Source organism: Synechocystis sp. LEGE 06083, from assembly GCF_015207725.1.
GTDB classification, from domain to species: domain Bacteria; phylum Cyanobacteriota; class Cyanobacteriia; order Cyanobacteriales; family Microcystaceae; genus Synechocystis; species Synechocystis salina.
The window spans coordinates 12826-32718 of record NZ_JADEWJ010000006.1; the positions used below are offsets into that span (position 1 = coordinate 12826).

Below are 19893 nucleotides of genomic sequence, written 5' to 3' on the forward strand. Positions count from 1 at the left end.
ATGTAATTTTTTTTGATATGATAACTGAACAAAATTAACTGCTATTGGTGGCAACTAATTTTATTCTAGGAAAATTTTGTTGTACGGAATTGAACATTTTTTTGTCACAAGTATAAAAATCTATCTGCATTTTTTCTGCTAAAGCTAAATAATGGGCATCGTAGGCGGCCGGCAATTGAAATCTTTCGGCGATCGTCAAAGCATCTTGGTGCAACTGGTCATACTCATAGATCTTGATGTTCAGTTTAAAAACAAGATTAAGTTTTTCTTGAGCGGAATCAATTTGCTTAAATCTCTGGAGACGGTGTAGGACATTACTGGCTTCGTAATAAATTAATTTAGGGGCGATAATAGTGTTGTTTTTTGTTTGCCACTCCCTCCACAACAACTGAGCTTTGTTAGAACTATCTTCCTTGGTAAGCAAAAGAATTAAAAAACTGTTATCGATACAGATATTTACCATTGAATTTAAACTAGTTTAATTATTAAACCTAATCAAGATTGCCAAGTTTCTAGCAGCTGTTGGTCTCTTTCTTCTCGCATTTGATGAATGATTTCTGTAATAGAAAGCTCAATTTTTTTTCCTTGACGTACAGATAGATCTTTTTGTTTGCTAGCTTCAATCTCTTCTAATACTTCTTCCCAGTTATCTTTTTTTTCTTCTATTTGTTCCAATTGACTCTTCAATAATTTTTGTTCCTCCAGGGAAAGACTCTGAATTATCTGAACCAAGGATTCTACCAATTGAATATTCATTGTTCAATCTCCTAAATACTGATTTTGCAAACCGTGGGGAAAACTTAATTTTAGCCAAACTTAATCATTGCCCGTCCCTCCATCAGGGGATGTTCTCCATTTAATAGCGGCTCCAATGTTGCTCGAATGCGGTGGGCGTCGGGGGGACAACCGGGCATAAAAATATCCACTGGAATTACTTGGTGTAAGGGGACAACTTTGTCTAATAAGGGCGGGACAATGCCTGGTTCATCGGGTAGTTGGGGAGTGCCGTCCCCCAGTTCAATATAGGCTCGACGCAGAACCGGATCACTGCCTTTAAGCATATTGCGCATACCGGGGACATTGGCCGTAACGGCACAGTCGCCAAAGGAAATTACTACTTTTGTTTTTTTCCTTAACTCCAGGGCCAATTCTAAATTTTCTTCGTTGGCGATCGCCCCTTCCACTAGGCAAACATCAACGTTGTCGGGATATTCTTTCAAGTCACAACCAACGGGGCTGAAAACTACATCCACTTTTTGGGCCAACTCGATTAACCATTCATCCATATCCAGAAAGGACATATGACAACCGGAACAACCGGCGAGCCAAACGGTAGCAAAACGAATTTTAGACATATTTTTAGGGTTTATCTAGGTTACTTTCAGAGTAAAAGTTATGGAAATTATCGAGTCCATTGTTGATCTTTACGGGCCGTAGCTAAAAATTCCACCTTATGGCGATCACCAATTTTTTCAGCGGTGGTTTCTCCCTTATGGAAAATAGAACCAGTGGGGCAGGCATCGACACATTTGCCACAGGAAGTGCAAGCATCCACCGTTCCCCAGGGTTGGCTCAGACCAGAAACAATTTTGCATTCGGCCCCGCGATAGGCCACATCCCAGACATGGGCCCCTTCAATTTCATCGCAAACTCGCACACAACGGGTACAGAGAATGCAACGGTTATGGTCAATACCAAATAAAGGATGGGATAAATCCACTTCCCGCTTGGGAAATTGATATTTAAAACGGCTATGGTCCATGCCCACCGTAATAGCCATATCTTGCAATTCACAATTGCCGTTAGCAACACAAATGGCACAGACATGGTTACCTTCGGAAAAGAGTAATTCCACCGTCATGCGTCGGTAATCTTGCAGCTTTTCTGTGTTGGTATGCACCACCATTTCTTCACTGACCGCCGTCACACAGGCAGGCATCAGTTTATTAGTCCCCTCCACTTCCACCATACACAAACGACAAGCGGCGGCTTCAGAAAGGCCTTCTAAATGGCAGAGGGTGGGAATAGGAACTCCTGCTTCTTTGGCAGCCTGGAGCACCGTAGCCCCCTCCTCAATGGCGATCGCCTTATTATCAATGGTTAAGGTAACAACAGACATTGGCAAAAAACTCCTCTGAAAATAAATTAACTAAACTGTTGAAGTAGCCAACGCATCACTTCGCTATGGTTAGTTTGACGTGATTTTTGTAACCCTTCTTCTAAAATAGCCAGTTTTAAGCCAGGAAGAACTAGAGATTCTCTAATTTGGTAGCTCCCTTGATTTTTCATTTTAAACCCCAGAATTTTAGTGACTTTCACATCCACAATCCAATATTCTTTAACGCTTAAATCTTCATAAAGTAGTCGTTTTTTTCCTTGATCATCAGCTAAGGAAGTATTGGCAATTTCAATGACCAAATCGGGGGGAGGATAATCATTTAAATTGACAATACCCGTTCCATAGGGAATAGCCATAGCATTATCCCCCACATGGCAAGAAATATCAGGTTGTACTTCCCATTGACCAGGTTGACGGTAACTACAGGTATCACGGATTGTTACTGGAATATTTCTTAAGGCAACATAGAGACCAAGAGCACCATTCACAAGGCCATGGTCTCCAGCATGATCCCTGCTAACAGGGGACATTTCTATTCTTAGATGATCTTGATAGTAATAAAATTTACCCTTTTCATAATCAGGGTTTTCAGCAGCTTGGATAAATTCTTCCCAAGAGGCCTTGATCCAAGTATCACTTTTGATGGGCACAGTTAAAACAGTCATGGCGTTTCAGGAGAATTAATTTGACATACAAACCATCAAACTAGACTTTAAGCAAAGCTTCATACTCATGTTTAAAATAGCGCAAGGTACTAATTACTGGGTTGGGAGCACTCATTCCTAACCCACAGAGGCTAGTCTCTTTCACCATGTAGCAAAGATTTTCCAATTTAACTAAGTCTGTCTGGGTGGCTTCCCCTTCTAAAAAGCGGGTTAAAAGGTCATAAAGTTGCACTGTTCCGGCTCGACAGGGAATACACTTGCCGCAGGATTCCGATTTGCAAAAATCCATATAAAACTGGGCCACGTCCACCATATTGGTGGTTTCGTCCATAACAATCATGCCCCCCGACCCCATCATGGTCCCCAAGGCTAATAGGGTGTCATATTCGATGGGTGTATCCAATTTATCGGCGGGGATACAGCCTCCGGAAGGCCCCCCAGTTTGCACAGCTTTGACTTGGCCGCCATCGGGTACGCCGCCCCCCATTTCTTCCACCACTTGCCGCACTGTTGTGCCCATGGGAACTTCAATCAAACCGGCATTTTCCACTTTCCCCGTCAAAGCAAAGACCTTAGTGCCCTTACTTTTTTCAGTGCCAATGGCCCCATACCAGTCGCCCCCTTCCCGAATAATGGGTACGACGTTAGCGTAGGTTTCGACGTTGTTAATTAGGGTGGGACTTGCCCATAAACCCGATTGGGCTGGATAGGGTGGTCGCGGTCGGGGCGTGCCTCGTTTCCCTTCCACTGAGGCAATGAGAGCTGTTTCTTCCCCACAGACAAAGGCGCCGGCCCCCACCCGGATTTCCACTTTGAAATCAATGGGAGAATCAAAAATTTGGGTACCCATTAAGCCGTAGCGTTTGGCCTGTTGGATAGCTTTTTGTAGTCTTTGGATGGCCAGGGGATATTCCGCCCGTACATAGATGTAGCCATGGTTGGCCCCCACAGCATAGGCGGCGATCGCCATTCCTTCTAGGATGCGATGGGGATCACTTTCCAAAACACTGCGGTCCATGAAAGCACCGGGATCACCTTCGTCAGCATTGCAGATAACATATTTCTGCTGACCGGGCATTTTGGCCACTGTGGCCCATTTCAAGCCGGTGGGATAGCCGCCCCCACCCCGACCCCGCAGACCACTTTTTTGCACTTCCGTGATCACTTTCTCTGGAGTCATTTCATAGATGGCTTTATAAAGCTGTTCGTAGCCCCCCAGGGCAATGTATTCATCGATGGACTCGGGATCAATCTGGCCGGAATTTTCTAGGACAATATTCCGTTGCAGAGCGTAGAAGGGATGGTGCGGGTCGCCACTGATTAAGCCGGTTTCCGGAATCGCATCGGGTTCTTGCAATTTTTTGACAATATCCCCCACCTGTTCTGGGGTGACAAATTCGTAGAGTTGGTTCCGGTCATCCACCGCTACTAGGGGCCCCCGACCACAGAACTTCATACAGCCCACCCCACAGACTTCCACCTTGTCCCCTAAGCCCGCTTCGGCGATCGCCGTGGTGAGATTTTTTTTCACCGCCTCCCCTTCAGAAGAAAGGCAACCGGCGGCACTACAACAGCGAACGCGAATTTTTGCTTGTTTCTCCCGGCTTTTGGCAGCAATTTCCCTTAATTCTTTGATATCCATAAAACCTTAAATCCTCGGTTGGTGGTGGAGCAATGGAATTTAACTAGAAAAGTGGAGTGAAATTTGATTAATCAATGGCCATGGATGGCAATGATAAAAAACAATTACTACTAAAAATCGCCAATTATTTAGACCTTTATCCAGCATTGATAACTTAAGTAGTAGCAACTACTGCATAAATCAATGCTTAAGCTTTAATTAAACTTCAGTGTTGCCTAACCAAGGTTGGATCGCCGTCAACACCGCATCATCAGTTTGCTTGCCCAAAACCTTGCCATCATAGACCACCGCTGGAGCAATGCCGCAGGCTCCAATGCAACGGGCCGTCACCAAGGACATTTGGCCATCTTCGGTGGTTTCTCCGGGCTGGAGATGGATTTCTCGATCCAGGGTTTTCAGCAAATCCCCCGCTCCTTTGACGTAACAAGCTGTTCCTAAACAAACCACACAGGTATGTTTGCCGCTGGGCTTAAGGGAGAATAAATGATAGAAAGTCGCCACCCCAAACACTCGGCTGAGGGGGAGTTTGAGCCCCCGGGCCACATAGAGTAGGACATCTTCCTCCAGATAGCCAAAAATCTCCTGGGCTTTGTGAAGAATTTCAATGAGGGCATCCTGATTAAATTGGTTACGCTTCATGGTGGCATCCAACACCTTAAAACGCTTGTCTCCACTAGGATGGGCCGCAGATGGGGGCGTAGTTTGGCGATCGGTGGCAACGGTCATGGAAAAACCCTCAAAAAGGAGCAATACAGCCGATAAAAGATGGGGGAAAGCGTAAACCAGGAAATTTTGACTGCAAAAATTAACCTGATTGCCACCCTTGATTAGGGAAAAATTTTCGTTTCTCCACAATCTTGCCCACAATAACGAACTGAATCTTTATCTGGTTGTCTTCATTGTTACACCAACTTTTTAAAAAGCGAACAAATCTTTAGGTTTCTTCAATATCGATGGTTTAATATCGACAATTTAGACAACAAAAAAGTTGTTTTATGCGACAAAAATAGCTCAAATAAACTGCTGCAGCTTTTGTTAATATTTCGCAACAAAATTAATAGCCTTTGCTTTTTTTAAATGAATAAAGTTAAATATGGGTTGCCATTCTTGGTAGGATTTTGTACATTAAATACATGGAGCAGAAAGGCTTCACTGGCAGATACAAACAGCCACTTCCGTCCGAAAACCCTAGTTTAACAAGAGAGGTAAAACTGAGCTGTTTCTTTCTAAATCTGTCTCGTTTGTTTCTCATTTCATCGCTCAGATAGCGGACAACACCCAAACCGAAAACAGTCACAGCCCCAATTGCTAGCCATGGGAGATAGGCATTGCCCTTGTATTAGGTATTTGCAGCTCCAATCATGCTCGAAGAAAGGAGGGTTAGTAAGACTAGTTACTAGGTTCTGGGTGTTGTTTAATATTGGGATAATTTTTTCAATAGATAGTTAAAAACATAGTTTGCCCGGTGTGGTCAACCATGGGATGGTTACAAGTCACTTAGATAAATTGTTAGCATTAACCGTCGGACCCATTAGTGAATAACTAACTGTCTAAGTGGTGGTGGTAGATGATTTTATGGGTAATTTGGCTGTGGCTATAGAATGGTTTAGCCGTCTGCAAAATTTCTTTGACCCAGTTTAGGGTCATGATGGCGTCTAAATAATCTTGTCTACTATTCTTGGCGTCGGGATGGTCAAGGAAGCTAACTGCCAATTCCTGCATTAAGGCCCTAGCAGTGCCGCTACCATAGGAGCTTTCGTCCGATGATTGCTTATGAAAGTCCCAGTCAATAATCCAGGTAAGAATTTTTGCTTTGGCTTGGGTAACCCGATAACCTTTGATGCGATGGGTGTATGTAGTGATGTCAACGTTGCGCTTTTGGCGAATGTATCGGTCTGCTTTGCGGAGATGACCTTTACTTGCTTCTTGCAAAATTTCTTGGTCTAACATTTTATTGAATTCCCGCAGGTTATCCAGGGTGATAAGAATGGAACCAACGGAATTTTGATAGCGTACTTGATAGGCAGCAATGGTAAATTTATGGCTGGGGGGCAGTCGGTATAATTCCCCCTTTTGATCCAGGGATTTTTTGATCAAACTAACTTTTTCCGCCGATAAAGCTTCCGCTTTGGCTTGGCGATTGAGAATGGTATCTAACCCTTGCTGTACCAAAGACTCAACTTTTATGCTACTTAGTTTTGAAAGATCAAAATTCATTTTAACTATACTAACTGATGGATGGGATGAAAAGAGTGGTCAGCAGGGGGAAATTTTGACATGATATTTTTGTCGTAAAAAGATATTAAAGACTACATCAACTAACCCTTAAAATATTGTTTTTCTATTTCCACTTTAGCAATAAAATTCCCTACTTGTTGCCATTGCTTAGGACATAAAAAGCTGGGCAAGCGTGGGAGAAGTGCCATGATCATCTAAAAAATCAGCCTAAATACTCTTGCAAGCAGAAACTTACTGAATATCTGCTTCTTATTCAAGAGGACTAGGGAAAATTGACCATCGCTTGCAGACTTTTCCAGCACATTCCAACTTGACCAGAATTAACTATTACTGAAAATTTTCGTTAACCTTGGGATCAGTTCGCCAAATTTTAGCTATGAAATACGTTGATGAATATCGGGATGCCGAGGTGGTGGCCCATTACCGTCAGGCGATCGCCAGGGAGATCAGCCAACCTTGGACGCTGATGGAAATTTGTGGCGGCCAGACCCACAGCATTGTCAAATATGGTTTGGATACTTTGTTGCCAAAGGATTTGACTCTGATCCATGGCCCCGGCTGTCCTGTGTGTGTCACCCCGATGGCATTAATTGATCAGGCTTTATGGTTGGCCCGGCAACCGGAGATAATTTTTTGTTCCTTTGGGGATATGTTAAGGGTGCCCGGCAGTGGGGCGGATTTATTAACCGTTAAAGCCCAGGGCGGCGATGTCCGCATTGTCTATTCTCCTCTGGACTGTTTGGCGATCGCCAGGGAAAACCCTAATCGGGAAGTGGTGTTTTTTGGGGTAGGTTTTGAAACCACAGCCCCCGCCACCGCCATGACTCTCCACCAAGCTAGGGCCCAACAGGTGCATAACTTTAGTTTGCTTTGCGCCCATGTGTTGGTGCCCCCGGCCATGGAAGCCTTATTAGGCAATCCCGATTCCCTCGTGCAGGGCTTTTTAGCGGCAGGCCATGTCTGTACAGTGACTGGGGAAAGAGCTTATCAACGCATTGCTGAAAAATACCAAGTGCCTATAGTTATTACTGGCTTTGAACCGGTGGATATTATGCAGGGCATCCTTGCCTGTGTGCGCCAACTGGAGTCGGGACAATTCACTTGCGACAACCAATATCGGCGATCGGTCCAACCCCAGGGCAATGCCCATGCCCAGAAAATTATTGATCAAGTATTTGAACCAGTCGATCGCCATTGGCGGGGTTTAGGATTAATTCCTGCCAGCGGTTTGGGGCTAAGTCCAGCATTTGCGCCTTGGGATGCCGGAATTAAATTTGCGTCCCTACTGCAAACCATGGCTCCAACGATGGGGGAAACGGTGTGTATTAGCGGCGAAATTTTACAGGGACAACGGAAACCTAGCGATTGTCCAGCCTTTGGTACGACCTGCACCCCAGAACAACCCCTGGGAGCCCCCATGGTTTCTTCGGAAGGGGCCTGTGCGGCCTATTACCGTTACCGCCAACAGGTGCCGGAGTCCGTGGCAATGGGGGCAATGTAATGTAGTGGCCTTGCCATCAGAAAATGCCCTCGTTGATGCTTTGTTGCAGCATGGCCCGCAATGAAGCTCGCCAATGGGGAGGGGCTGAACCCAAAGTTTGTACTATTTTTTCATGGGATAGAACGGAGTAGGCTGGCCGTCGAGCCGGCGTGGGATAGGCCGCTGTGGTAATGGGCACCACCTGACGTACCTGAATGGAAATGCCCAAATTTTCAACTTCCTCAAAAATCGCCACCGCAAAATCGTACCAACTGGCCACCCCACTATTGCTGTAGTGGTAAATGCCCTGGGCCCGTTGTTGAACCAAAGCGGCGATCGCCTGAGCCAGATCCTTGGCCCAGGTGGGACCACCAATTTGATCCGCCACCACCCGCACTTCTTGCCGCTCTTTGCCCAAGCGCACCATGGTTTTGACAAAATTACCGGAGCCTTTGGCCCCATAAACCCACGCAGTACGGACAATGAGAAAGTTAGCGCCACTTTCTGCCACGGCCCTTTCTCCCTGGAGTTTGCTTTGGCCATAAACCCCGAGGGGATTGGTGATATCCGTTTCCTGGTAGGGAGAACTCTGGCTACCATCAAACACATAGTCGGTGGAGATATGCACCACATAGGCGCCGATTTCCTTGGCCGCGCTGGCGATCGCCTGGGGAGCAAGGGCGTTCACTGCGTAGGCTAATTCCGGCTCCGTTTCAGCCCTGTCCACGGCAGTATAGGCGGCGGAGTTGACAATGATATCGGGAGCGAAAGCACGAATTTTATCCCCCAGGATGGCCGGTTGGGCCAAATCAAAAGTTGCCCTGGTGCCGGTTTGCACTTGCCCACAACGGGATAAATCAAGGGCCAACTCCTGACCCACTTGTCCTGTGGCCCCCAATAAAAGGATTTTGTCCACCAACTTGACTAAGCTCCCAGGGAAACTTCTGTGCCGATGGGACAGGCTACATTAGTGCCCCCCAAACCGCAGTAACCATTGGGATTCTTAGCCAAATATTGTTGATGATAATCCTCGGAGTAGTAAAAATCCGGGGCCGGTAAAATTTCCGTGGTAATTTCCCCATAGCCCTCCTGTTGGAGAGCTTGCTGATAGGCTTGCTGCGATGCTAAAGCGGCCTGTTGTTGAGCTTCGGAATAGGTATAAATGCCGGAGCGGTATTGGGTGCCGACATCGTTGCCCTGGCGCATGCCCTGGGTGGGATTATGGCTCTCCCAAAAGACTTTGAGCAATTGGTCGTAGCTCACTTGTTGGGGATCAAACACAACGAAAACCACCTCATTATGCCCAGTCATGCCCGTACAAACTTCTTGGTAGGTGGGATTGGGGGTGTACCCAGCGGCATAACCAACGGCGGTGCTGTAAACTCCGGGAATTTGCCAAAATTTACGTTCTGCACCCCAAAAACAACCTAAACCAAACAGGGCTGTCTCCATACCCTGGGGAAAGGGAGCTTTGAGGCTGTGGCCATTGACGAAATGTTTTTCTGGTACGGGCATAGTGGCCGATCGCCCAGGGAGGGCTTCATTGGGGGCAACCATGGCCGTTTTTTTACCGAATAAATCGAAGAATCCCATAATCTTTAGGTTGTTGTTATTTATGAACGCTGAACGAAGCTATGCCCAACGGCTTTTGCTCCGCCTATGGACTAGTGTAACGAAACTGTTACAAACCCGAAGGGTTAAGCCCGGATGTATTCGTAGGCTTCCACATACTGGAGCCCCGGCTTATTCCAAGAGTAATCGTAGGCCATGCCCTGCAACGCCAAGGTTTTAAAGGCCACGGGATCATCCTTATACAAGGCGATCGCCCGACCAAGGGCCGTTTCCAAGGCATACTGATCCGGTTGATAGAAAACAAAACCATTACGTTTTTCCGGGGGATGGTTCTGGTCATAATCCCGGTCAAACACAGTATTTACCAAACCGCCTACTCCCCGCACTACCGGAATGGCCCCATAACGCAGGCCGATCATTTGGGTCAAACCGCAGGGCTCGTAGTTACTAGGCACCACAATGATATCCGCCGCTCCGTAAATCAGGTGGGCCAACTCCTCATCAAAACCCAACTCCAGATGGACATTGGGATTATCGTTGAGATGTTGTTTTTCGTGCCAGAACCATTTGCTCAGATTAGGTTCGGTGGCGGAGCCGAGCAGTACAAATTGAGATTCCTGGTCAAGGGCGTAGTAGATGGAGTGGTGCACCAAATGGACACCTTTTTGCCCATCCAAGCGACCAATAAAGCAGACCATTGGTTTGTTATCGTCCGCTTCCAGCATCAATCTTTCCCGTAAAGCTTGCTTATTTTTTGCCTTATCGCCAAAGGTTTTGGGACCGAAGTTGCTCGCCAAGAGGGGATCAATTTCTGGGTTCCAGACTTCGTAGTCCAAACCGTTCAAAATACCGCCAAATTTTTGCTGATTAAGTTCCAGGGTGTGGCCTAGGCCACAGGAGATATCGGAAAAGCGGGCCTCCCAAGCATGGTGAGGGGAAACGGTGTTGACATAGTTGGAATAGACGATGCCCCCCTTCATGAAGTTAATCGCATTGGGATTGAAATTATCCTGCAGGCGATCGTAGCTGAAATAATAACTGTCATTATTAAGCCCCGTGGCATGGAGAATATTGGCTCCAGCAATGCCCTGGTGTTTGAAATTGTGGATGGTATAGCAAACCCGCTGATGATCCATGCCGTGGAAGCGGTAAATTTCGTACAACAACACCGGTACTAGCCCCGTTTGCCAATCGTGGCAGTGGACAATGTCTGGGCGTTTGTTGCTACGCAGCAAAAACTCCATGGCCGCCTTGGAGAAAAAGGCAAAGCGCATATGGTCATCGAGAGCGCCGTAATAATGACCCCGGTTAAAAAAGTTATCAGAAGATTTGGGCTGAATGAAGAAGCAGAGCCTGCCGTGGACCCAGCCACAGAAAACGTCACAAAAAATTGAGCTGCCATGCCAGGGCACCTCTAGGTTACGGTAGGCATCGTGTAAACCCCAGATATGGTCGTAGCGCATGCAATCATACATGGGCAGGATGAGCTCGACGCAATGGCCCCGCAGTTCCAATTCACGGCTGAGCCCGTAGATAACATCCCCCAATCCTCCGGCCTTAATGACGGGGGCGCATTCTGAGGCAATTTGAACGATGTACATAGAGGCTCCTGATAACAGTTTTTACTCGACGGCGATCGAGTTGATTGTATTTTCCTATATTGGCTCTCTCTTGCAAGCACTGGAGGAGAATTCCCCTGGCTAAGGGCTGGGTCGAGTACCGGTTACATCTGGAAATTAATTCAGTCCAGCAATGGCTTCAGTCATTACTCATTTTTCACTATGGGCCTGGCTTTTTTTGAACCCAAGAATGAAAAACTAACTGCAATGATGATGCCGTAGCAGTAACGTTTCCACCAAGCATTGGGCGGTTTTAAGTCGTTCTGGATCATTAGACTGGGCCACCCAGGCGGCCAACTCATTCAACGAACCATTGACCAAGTGGGCGAAACCCTCAGCATCGATGGTGTTAAGTTGCCCCTCAGAGACGGCGGTCTGAATCGACTCATGGAGTAAACCAAAGCCATATTGATCAATTTCGGTGAGGTCATCCGCGGCCAAAACGGCAGGAGCTTCCACAAATACCAAGCGCCGTAGTTCGTCCTGTTGAGCAACTTCAAGAAATGCCTGACAGCCAACGATTAACTGTTGCCAGTTATTGTCTAGGGGCCGAACTTTCATTTGGATGTAGTTGGTGATTTCGTCATAGGCTTCCACGATGACCGCTTTAAACAGCCCCAGCTTGTCGCCGAATTGGTGGTATAAGGCTCCCCTGGTAATGGCTAGCTCACTAATGATTTCTTCGGTGCCCGTGGCGGTATATCCCTGGGTGGCAAACAGGTGACGGGCTCGATCAAGAATGGCGCGGCGAGTTCGTCGAGTTTGTTCCGCTTTGGTTAACTTAGCCGGCATGGGAATTAATTTAACATTCAGACAGTATGTATCTTGACAAAGAAAGGGGCTTCTTTTATTTTTGAGATACATACAGATTGTATCTTTTATGGGGAGTTTTCCCAAAGGAGCTGTGATGTCAACTACGCTAAATACCCGCCAAGCAACCACTGCGGATATTCCATTTCTCGCCAGGATTGAGTACGAGGCTTCCCTGCCGCCGTTAAACCATTGCTTTTGGGAAGATTTATTGGAAGGTACCGGTACCACAGCCTTGGAGTTTATTGAGGCAGAACTAAAGGCTGATGCTTGCAATTGGGGTAATGTGCCGGATTTTCTGATTTTGGAAGCTGAGGGCAAACCTGTTGCTGCCGCCGCTGGCTATGTGCCTGGGACAGAGGACTATTGTCCATTACGCCTATCCCAGCTAGAGGCGATCGCCAAGGAGTTGAACTGGACGAAGGAAAATTTGGCAGCTTTTCGTGGGCAGTATCTGGGGCTTTGGGGCGGAAATTTACGACCGTTTTTTCTCACCCCCCAGGCAACCTGGATTATTGAAAATGTGGCCGTATTACCGGAGGCCCGGGGCCAGGGTTTGGGCAAAGCGTTACTGAGGGCTTTACTGGAAAAAGGGCGATCGCAAGGCCATGAATTTGCTGGCATTATGGTGATCAATGGCAATGACAGGGCCCGTCATACCTATGAATCCGTGGGATTTAAGCCCTATCAAACCTTTTACCAGGATTATTTTTCGGAGCAATTCAAAATTGATTTTCCGGGCGTTACCAAGTTTGGTCTGCGTCTCAACTAGCAAAGAGAGCCACCATGTCTTTGAAAACAGTTCTAGTGGCAGGTGCTAGTCGGGGTATTGGACTGGCGGTGGCAGAGCACTTTGTTGGTCAGTGCGATCGCCTATGGGCGGTGTCCCGTACGGCGGCTCCGGTGGGTGAATGGGTGCAGGCGGATCTGTCTAACTTGGCAGGGATAGGAACGGTGGTGGAGGCCATTGGCAATTACTCCTTGGATGGCTTGCTATACATGGGGGGGACTTGGGAAACCCATGCCTTTACTTCCCAGTACCGTTTTGAAACCTGTGCCGATGAAGATCTTGTCCGGGTGATTACCGTTAATTTGCTGGCTCCGATGCGCTTGGTGAAGGCGTTACTGCCGGCCCTACGGCGATCGGATAATCCCAAGATTATTTTTATGGGGTCCCTCTCCGGTCGGGATAATTACCCGGGGAGGGAAGTGGCCAATAGTGCATCTAAATTTGGACTGCGGGGGGTGGTGCATTCCCTCAGGGAAGAATTGAGATCAGAGCAAATTGGCGTCACTGTGATTAATCCCGGCAATGTTGGCACCCCTGAAGTAATGGCAGATCTAGCGGCGGATAATTTGGTCGGGGGCGCAGCAATACCCTTGAGCGATCTGCTGTGCATCATTGAGTGTGTTCTTTCCCTATCCCGATCCACCTGCATTAAGGAAATTGATGTACCCGCAATGTTGGGGGATGGCGCTTGATGGCGCTGGAAAAATGGCGGATCTCAAGCAAATTCCTGCAAATATCATAGATAAGGGAGAAAATTGGCCGGCTTTAATCACCTGTAAGGTTTGGTTAGTTTATGATCGGTTCACCCAGATTTTTTTGACTGTGACCCCCATGGAATTAACCCCCGAAACCAAAGCCGCTGTGGTTACCCAAGGCTTGACTAAACGTTTCGATCGCCAGGGGGCGGTGACCAATGTGGATTTAACCATTGCGGAGGGGTCAGTGTATGGTCTGATTGGCCCCAACGGTGCCGGCAAAACTACCCTAATCCGTATGTTGGCCACGGCGGAGGAACCCACCAGGGGAGAAATTTATCTGTTTGGCGATCGCCTGGTGGCGGGGGCAGACAATTTGCGGATCAAGCAATATTTGGGCTATCTACCGGACGATTACCCCCTCTATGAAGACCTGAACGTTTGGGATTATCTCGATTACTTTGCCCGGTTATACCATCTGAAAAATCCCAGCCGTCGTCACCGCATCCAGGAAGTGTTGGAGCTGGTGCAACTAACCAGTAAACGCCACAGCCGCATTAACAGTCTTTCCCGGGGGATGAAACAACGGTTAAGTTTAGCTCGCACCATTATCCACGAGCCCATTTTACTCCTGCTAGATGAGCCGGTTTCTGGGCTAGACCCCCTCGCTCGGCAACAATTTCGCGACATTATCCGGGTGTTGCAGGCCGCTGGCATGACCATTCTGATTTCCTCCCATGTGCTCAGTGATTTGGCGGAACTCTGCACGGCGATCGGAGTAATGGAGTTGGGTTGTTTGGTAGAAAGCACCACTTTGGCAGACTTGTATAATCGCCTGGGGCAACGCACCATCACCATCACCCTCTTGGGGGGAGTGGAGCAATTGCCGGATTGCCTGAAGGATCAACCCGGTGTGGAGGATTGGCAGATAAACTATGACCAGGGAGATCAGCAAAATTCCGCCCCAGGGGTCCATTGCTCTGTGATTTTTTCTGGTTCCCCCGCAGACAGCGCCAACCTGCTCAGAAATTTGATCTATGCTGGTTGTCAAGTAAGTCAATTCCATTGTCAACAGGAGGATTTAGAAAGTATTTTCCTCAAACTAGGCCATCAACAGGTTTCTTGACAGTAACAATGACCCTTCCGCTCTGGGTAGTGCCGATGATGTAGCGATTCTCCGCTCAAAACACCGTTAATTTATCCTCCACTAATTTGTTTTCTGTCTAGTTTACTTACCCTCCAATTGAATATTTAATCTGCAATTTATTTGACAGTGAACAGCGTTCTCCCACTGGCATTGTTTCCCTAATAAGGAGCTAGCTGAAATCAGCAACCCCTAATCTGATCGGTACTTTGCTAAACGAAACTGGGGGATGAATTAGGATTTAATCAGCGACCAATTGACTTTATTTCTTGCCCCACTTCGCAGTCACCGCCATGATCAATTTTTTCTCCGTCTATGTCGATCGCCTGGGAGACTGGCATCCCCAACTGTACCGGGAACTCAAAAGCCGTTTCACCGCCACTAAAGTGCGTTGGTTATTGTTAGTTAGTGTAATTTTCCAGAGCGTGGTGCTATTTTTTCGAGCCGGAGAAATCCCCGTACTGGATCCGCTCAAACCCGCTGGGGAGCAATTTAGTCGCTACTGCATGGGCATCCCACCGGACTGGGAATATAACCGCGGCATTTTTGTTTGCACCCAGGATCTATTGGGGCAGTTACCGATCAATTGGCGGCTGTGGTGGCTGGATGGCTTCAGTTTTTTGAGCCTGGCCGGGCTGGCTTTATTGCTGGTGGTGGGGGTTTATTTGCTGGTGGCGGATTTACAAAAGGAATGCCAACGGGGCACGTTAAATTTTATTCGCCTTAGTCCCCAGAGCGAGGGCAGTTTTATTTGGGGCAAAATCCTGGGGGTGCCTAGCTTGTTGTATGGATTTTTGCTCACCCTTTTGCCTCTCCACATAATCACTGCTGGAGGAGCAGGCATTTCCTTGCCCCTACTGGCAGGTTACTACGCTGTGGTGTTAGCCGGAGCCAGCTTCTTTTTCCACATTGCCCTCTGGATTGGTTTAAGCAGTAATTCAAAAAGTTATTCCCTTTCTAAAAGTGCGGCGATCGCCGGTTTATGTGCGGTGGGGACGCTGATTGGCACGATTCTAATCATGCAAGATAACGATTGGGAGCCATTTTTCCTCTCTTGGTTATCTCTGTTTTACCCCGGTAAAGCTCTCATTTATTTAGTCCGCTCCACCTTTTTATCCATACCCACCGTCGGTTACCTCGGCCCCAATGAACTAGACCAATTGCGCTGGTATGGTTGGGATTTATTTCGGTCGGCTCCCCTGGGCATGGGATTTATGGTGGCCAATTTTGCAGTGGGAACCTATTGGATTACCCAAGTATTACGTCGTCGCTTCCGTCGTCCCTTTAGTACTGCGTGGAGCAAGGTTCAAAGCATGGGGGTGACTCTGTCCGTGGTGGCGATCGCCAACGGTTTTTTACTCCAGAGCTATACCCAAGGTGACTATCTAGATTTTCTACTGTTGAACCTGGGTAGCTGGCAACTGACCCTTTGTTGCTTCTTTTTGGGGTTGACCCTGGCTCTGTGCCCCCAAATTAATTATTTACGGGATTGGAGTCGCTATCGCCACGAAGCCCCCCGGCAGCATCGCACTTGGAGCTGGCAAAATCTGGTATCCGACCATAGTCCTCCCCAAGGGGCGATCGCCATAAATCTTTGCTTCACCGCCCTTTTAACCTTGCCCATGGTGTTATTGTTGCCCTGGTTAGCGCCGGCACCGGCAGGGGTGACCATTCCTCTCGGGGGTATAGTGGTGGCCTTGGCCATGGGCCTGTTGTGGAATTTTACCTTCGCTACCCTAATCCAGTGGAGTCTGCTGCAGATGCGCTTCCCCCGTCTACTGGTGTTGATTTTATCGGTGGTGGTGATGGTGGTAATCCCCTTGGCGATCGCCATTGGCGCGGGCATTAAGGAAAGCGTCGTTATGTGGTTTAGCCCCCTGCCGTCCATTGCCCTGGTGGAGGGAATTAACTTTCAAACGCCCCTCTTTTTTCTCACAGTCCTCAGCCAAACAGTGGTAATTGTGGCCAGCACCTGGCAGTTTAATCGCTACGTCCAACGTCTGGGGCGATCGGAAAGCCAGCAATATCTTGCCCCGGTTCAGCCGGAGTGAGCAAGGGCAAAAATCCATAGTCAATCAACTACAACGCTACCTGCCATCACCATGACCACACCCCTGGGGAAAAAATCAACCATTGCAGACATCCGCTCCCGTTTTGACAAAGATGTTGCGCGTTTTTCTTCCCTCGAAACCGGCCAGGCGACAACCATTGACGCTCCCCTCGCCATGGCCCTAATCACCGAGGCGGCCATTTCCTGTACTAGCAATATCCGTTATGTACTGGATATTGGCTGTGGTGCTGGTAACAACACAATTCGACTGCGTCAATCCACCAATCATGATTTCAATGTTGATCTACTTGATCTAAGCGCACCCATGCTGATGAAGGCGGCGGAACGTGTCCAACAATTAAACGGAGGTGCAGTGCGTACCCTACAGGGGGATTTTCGCTCAGTAAGCCTACCAAACTCGACCTATGATGTGATTATTGCAGCGGCAGTGTTGCACCATTTACGGGATGACGAAGACTGGTTACAGGCTTTTCAGAAAATTTATGATTTGCTTGCCCCCGGTGGTAGCGTGTGGATTACCGATTTAGTTTTCCACGAGCACCCAGCCGTCCAAGCAATGATGTGGGATCGATACGGTGATTATTTGGTCTCCCTTGGTGATGCGGAATATCGGGACAAAGTGTTCAGCTACATTGACCGTGAAGATTCCCCCCGGCCTGTCACCTACCAACTTGATTTACTCCGTTCCGTTGGCTTTGACACGGTGGATCTTCTCCATAAAAACTCTTGTTTTGCTGCATTTGGGGCGGTGAAGCGCGGAGAATAAAGTGTTAAAACCAAGGATAAAATTTGATACTTTTCTTCGTTAACTTTAGTTAGCTAGAATTTATTAAACTCCGTCTTGATTAATTCAAGAACGTCTAGAAAAATATACCCGTTGACCTGGGCTCTATGGTATGGGGAAGGGAAAAACTTTGGTCAACAAGAACATCATTAAACAATACTGTCCCACACTGAAACTAACCTTCCACCAGCGGGACTAGAATTAACCAAAATTAAAACTCTGATCAGCCATATTCTCTGCCAAAATTGATCCCAGGGGAAATGAAATTTATGGAAAATGTCATACACCAATTCCCTTAATAATTCCCGAAGAAAAAATATGTTGTTCTATCACAGGCTAAAGAACTGGTTGCGCAACGGTTTAATTATTTTTCTGCTTAACCTAGTTACACTGGTGGCGACGGCCTACTTGGTTTATCCCCAAACTGTTAAGCCGACAGCCAATGAACCGAAAGGGGCGCCGGTGATTTTAGGGGACGAAACACTATTTTATATTCAAGCGAGAATTGCCTCTTTCTCCCCAGAATTCCGGGCCCAGGTAGTTTCTAATCGAATAGTTAGTCTGGCTAAAAATACTGAAGTTAGCCTGAATACACTCAAAATTGTCGACAATGAAGCGGCGGCAACGGCGGATATTCGGGCGGGGGATGAAACCCTAGTGACGATCGCCGATGTGGATGCGGTGGCGGCGGGACAATCTCGTAAAGAGCTTGCTAACGAATATTTACAGGTCATCAAACAATCAATTACTGATTTTAGGTCCTCCTATAGCATCCATAGTTTAGTGCGGGGAGTAATTTACACACTAATTGCCACAATTATCCTAACTATCAGCTTAATTAGTATCACTAAATCAGTCCCAGTTATTTATCGCCAATTGAGGCGCTGGCGGGGCACTCGGATTCCGGCGTTAAGACTGTTTGACACCCAAATTTTATCTGCCCATCGGGTAATTGATCTGATTTCAGAGATCATTAAAGTTGTCCGACTTGCCCTTTTACTTGGAGTTTTCTATCTCTACATTAATCTGGTTTTAAGTTTTTTTCCCTGGACAAAGGGACTGGCTCGGATTTTATTTGAATATGTCCGCACGGCGATTAGCACTCTGGTAGCAGGATTACTTGCTTATTTTCCCAACCTATTTTTTCTCGTGATTATTTGGCTATTCACATCTTATTTTCTTAAAGTAATTCGCTTTTTATTCGCTGAAATCGAGCAAGACAATATCAAGTTTCAAGGATTTTATCGAGAATGGGCTCAACCCACCTATAAGCTGGTGCAATTTCTCGTCTTAGCCTTTGCGGCTACAGTGGCATTTCCTTACTTACCAGGTTCTAAAACCCCTGCTTTCCAGGGAATTTCTATCTTTTTAGGGTTGCTAATTTCCCTCGGTTCTTCATCGGTAATTGCCAATATTTTTGCTGGTATTATGTTGACCTACACCAGGGCATTTTCCGTCGGTGATCGAGTTAAAATCACCGATACCATTGGGGATGTGGTAGAAAAAACATTGTTTGTTACTCGTATTCGTACCATTAAAAATGTGGTGATTACCATTCCCAACTCGGCCGTTTTAGGTAGCCATGTCATTAACTATAGCGCCGCCGCCAGTGATCCGGGAGCACCGCCCTTAATTCTGCACACCACCATCACCCTGGGCTATGATGTGCCCTGGCGTAAAGTCCATGCCGTACTGATCGAAGCGGCTCTAGTAACAGATCAAATTCTCGAAGACCCTGCACCGTTTGTGTTGCAAACTAGTCTGGATGATTTTTACATCGCCTATGAGTTAAATGCCTATACCCATAATCCAGGCATCATGGCAAAAATTTATTCAGAACTTCATCAAAATCTTCAAGATAAGTGCAACGAAGCCGATATTGAAATTCTTTCGCCCCATTACCGCGCTGTGCGGGACGGTAACCAGACCACCATTCCTGCTGATTATCTACCGTCGGATTATGAAGCACCCGCATTTAAAGTTTCATCCCTCAATGCTCCATCGACAAAGGATAATGGAGTAAATACATCAGAATCTGACCAGACCTAGGGCGACGCATTTTATCTCAGGCAACAGTCGACAAAGCAAAATTATGCATTGGACATTAACCTATGGAAAAGTTAGTCAATATAATTCAAAGCTGGCTCAGTGATCCCAACGTCGTCAAGTTAATTGAAGTTGCCATTGGTATTTTAATTGTCTCCATTGTTTTTAAGATGGCAGCCCGGGGCTTATCCAGTCAAGTTCAAGATGGAGATTTACGT

Annotated in this window: 19 protein-coding genes; 7 read left to right on the forward strand and 12 right to left on the reverse strand. The window is 47.1% G+C overall.

Annotated elements, in window-relative coordinates:
* Positions 1-34: 34 nt before the first annotated feature.
* From IQ219_RS00895 to IQ219_RS00930, 8 genes are all read right to left on the reverse strand, one after another.
* Positions 35-463, reverse strand: coding sequence for a type II toxin-antitoxin system VapC family toxin (locus tag IQ219_RS00895; protein WP_194019924.1), 429 nt, complete (start codon positions 461-463; stop codon positions 35-37).
* A gap of 32 nt (positions 464-495) precedes the next feature.
* Entirely contained in the window at positions 496-756 is a 261-nt protein-coding gene (locus IQ219_RS00900; protein WP_194019923.1) for a hypothetical protein, read from the reverse strand.
* Positions 757-806: 50 nt separating this feature from the next.
* On the reverse strand, positions 807-1355 hold the full coding sequence (locus IQ219_RS00905) for an oxidoreductase (protein ID WP_194019922.1): 549 nt from the start codon (positions 1353-1355) through the stop codon (positions 807-809).
* Between the two features lie 47 nt (positions 1356-1402).
* Complete coding sequence (gene hoxU / locus IQ219_RS00910) at positions 1403-2119, reverse strand: bidirectional hydrogenase complex protein HoxU (RefSeq protein ID WP_194019921.1); 717 nt, start codon at positions 2117-2119, stop codon at positions 1403-1405.
* Between the two features lie 26 nt (positions 2120-2145).
* The gene (locus tag IQ219_RS00915; RefSeq protein WP_194071424.1) at positions 2146-2784 is read right to left on the reverse strand and encodes a Uma2 family endonuclease; all 639 of its coding nucleotides are present in this window, start codon (positions 2782-2784) and stop codon (positions 2146-2148) included.
* Between the two features lie 40 nt (positions 2785-2824).
* On the reverse strand, positions 2825-4426 hold the full coding sequence (locus tag IQ219_RS00920) for a NuoF family protein (RefSeq protein ID WP_194019919.1): 1602 nt from the start codon (positions 4424-4426) through the stop codon (positions 2825-2827).
* 198 nt (positions 4427-4624) lie between these two features.
* Entirely contained in the window at positions 4625-5152 is a 528-nt protein-coding gene (hoxE, locus tag IQ219_RS00925) for a bidirectional hydrogenase complex protein HoxE (protein ID WP_190596753.1), read from the reverse strand.
* An 816-nt stretch (positions 5153-5968) separates the two neighbouring features.
* The gene (locus tag IQ219_RS00930; RefSeq protein WP_190596756.1) at positions 5969-6643 is read right to left on the reverse strand and encodes a hypothetical protein; all 675 of its coding nucleotides are present in this window, start codon (positions 6641-6643) and stop codon (positions 5969-5971) included.
* 397 nt (positions 6644-7040) lie between these two features.
* Here IQ219_RS00930 and hypD point away from each other — a divergent pair, with 397 nt between their 5' ends.
* The gene (gene hypD, locus IQ219_RS00935) at positions 7041-8165 is read left to right on the forward strand and encodes a hydrogenase formation protein HypD (RefSeq protein WP_194071425.1); all 1125 of its coding nucleotides are present in this window, start codon (positions 7041-7043) and stop codon (positions 8163-8165) included.
* Between the two features lie 16 nt (positions 8166-8181).
* Here the strand turns inward: hypD and rfbD are convergent, their stop codons facing one another.
* The 4 genes from rfbD to IQ219_RS00955 all read right to left on the reverse strand — a co-directional run bounded on the left by rfbD (position 8182) and on the right by IQ219_RS00955 (position 12127).
* A complete protein-coding gene (rfbD, locus tag IQ219_RS00940; protein ID WP_194071426.1) occupies positions 8182-9063 on the reverse strand; it encodes a dTDP-4-dehydrorhamnose reductase in 882 nt (293 codons plus the stop codon).
* A 5-nt stretch (positions 9064-9068) separates the two neighbouring features.
* Complete coding sequence (msrA, locus tag IQ219_RS00945) at positions 9069-9737, reverse strand: peptide-methionine (S)-S-oxide reductase MsrA (RefSeq protein WP_194071427.1); 669 nt, start codon at positions 9735-9737, stop codon at positions 9069-9071.
* A gap of 104 nt (positions 9738-9841) precedes the next feature.
* Positions 9842-11317: a glycogen synthase GlgA gene (gene glgA, locus IQ219_RS00950; protein WP_194019915.1), complete on the reverse strand. Its 1476-nt coding sequence runs from the start codon at positions 11315-11317 to the stop codon at positions 9842-9844.
* 216 nt (positions 11318-11533) lie between these two features.
* Positions 11534-12127, reverse strand: coding sequence for a TetR/AcrR family transcriptional regulator (locus IQ219_RS00955; RefSeq protein WP_194071428.1), 594 nt, complete (start codon positions 12125-12127; stop codon positions 11534-11536).
* A 115-nt stretch (positions 12128-12242) separates the two neighbouring features.
* On the opposite strand from IQ219_RS00955, the gene IQ219_RS00960 reads away from it, so the two are divergent.
* The 6 genes from IQ219_RS00960 (at position 12243) to IQ219_RS00985 (ending at position 19678) form a co-directional block, all read left to right on the forward strand.
* A complete protein-coding gene (locus IQ219_RS00960; RefSeq protein WP_199309564.1) occupies positions 12243-12917 on the forward strand; it encodes an N-acetyltransferase in 675 nt (224 codons plus the stop codon).
* Positions 12918-12931: 14 nt separating this feature from the next.
* A complete protein-coding gene (locus tag IQ219_RS00965) occupies positions 12932-13627 on the forward strand; it encodes an SDR family oxidoreductase (protein ID WP_190596769.1) in 696 nt (231 codons plus the stop codon).
* Positions 13628-13757: 130 nt separating this feature from the next.
* On the forward strand, positions 13758-14756 hold the full coding sequence (locus IQ219_RS00970; RefSeq protein ID WP_194015896.1) for an ABC transporter ATP-binding protein: 999 nt from the start codon (positions 13758-13760) through the stop codon (positions 14754-14756).
* Positions 14757-15067: 311 nt separating this feature from the next.
* Positions 15068-16825, forward strand: a complete 1758-nt coding sequence (locus IQ219_RS00975) for a hypothetical protein (protein ID WP_194071429.1) — start codon at positions 15068-15070, stop codon at positions 16823-16825.
* A 51-nt stretch (positions 16826-16876) separates the two neighbouring features.
* Positions 16877-17611: a class I SAM-dependent methyltransferase gene (locus tag IQ219_RS00980; protein WP_194071430.1), complete on the forward strand. Its 735-nt coding sequence runs from the start codon at positions 16877-16879 to the stop codon at positions 17609-17611.
* 336 nt (positions 17612-17947) lie between these two features.
* Entirely contained in the window at positions 17948-19678 is a 1731-nt protein-coding gene (locus IQ219_RS00985; RefSeq protein ID WP_194071431.1) for a mechanosensitive ion channel family protein, read from the forward strand.
* Positions 19679-19893: the final 215 nt, after the last annotated feature.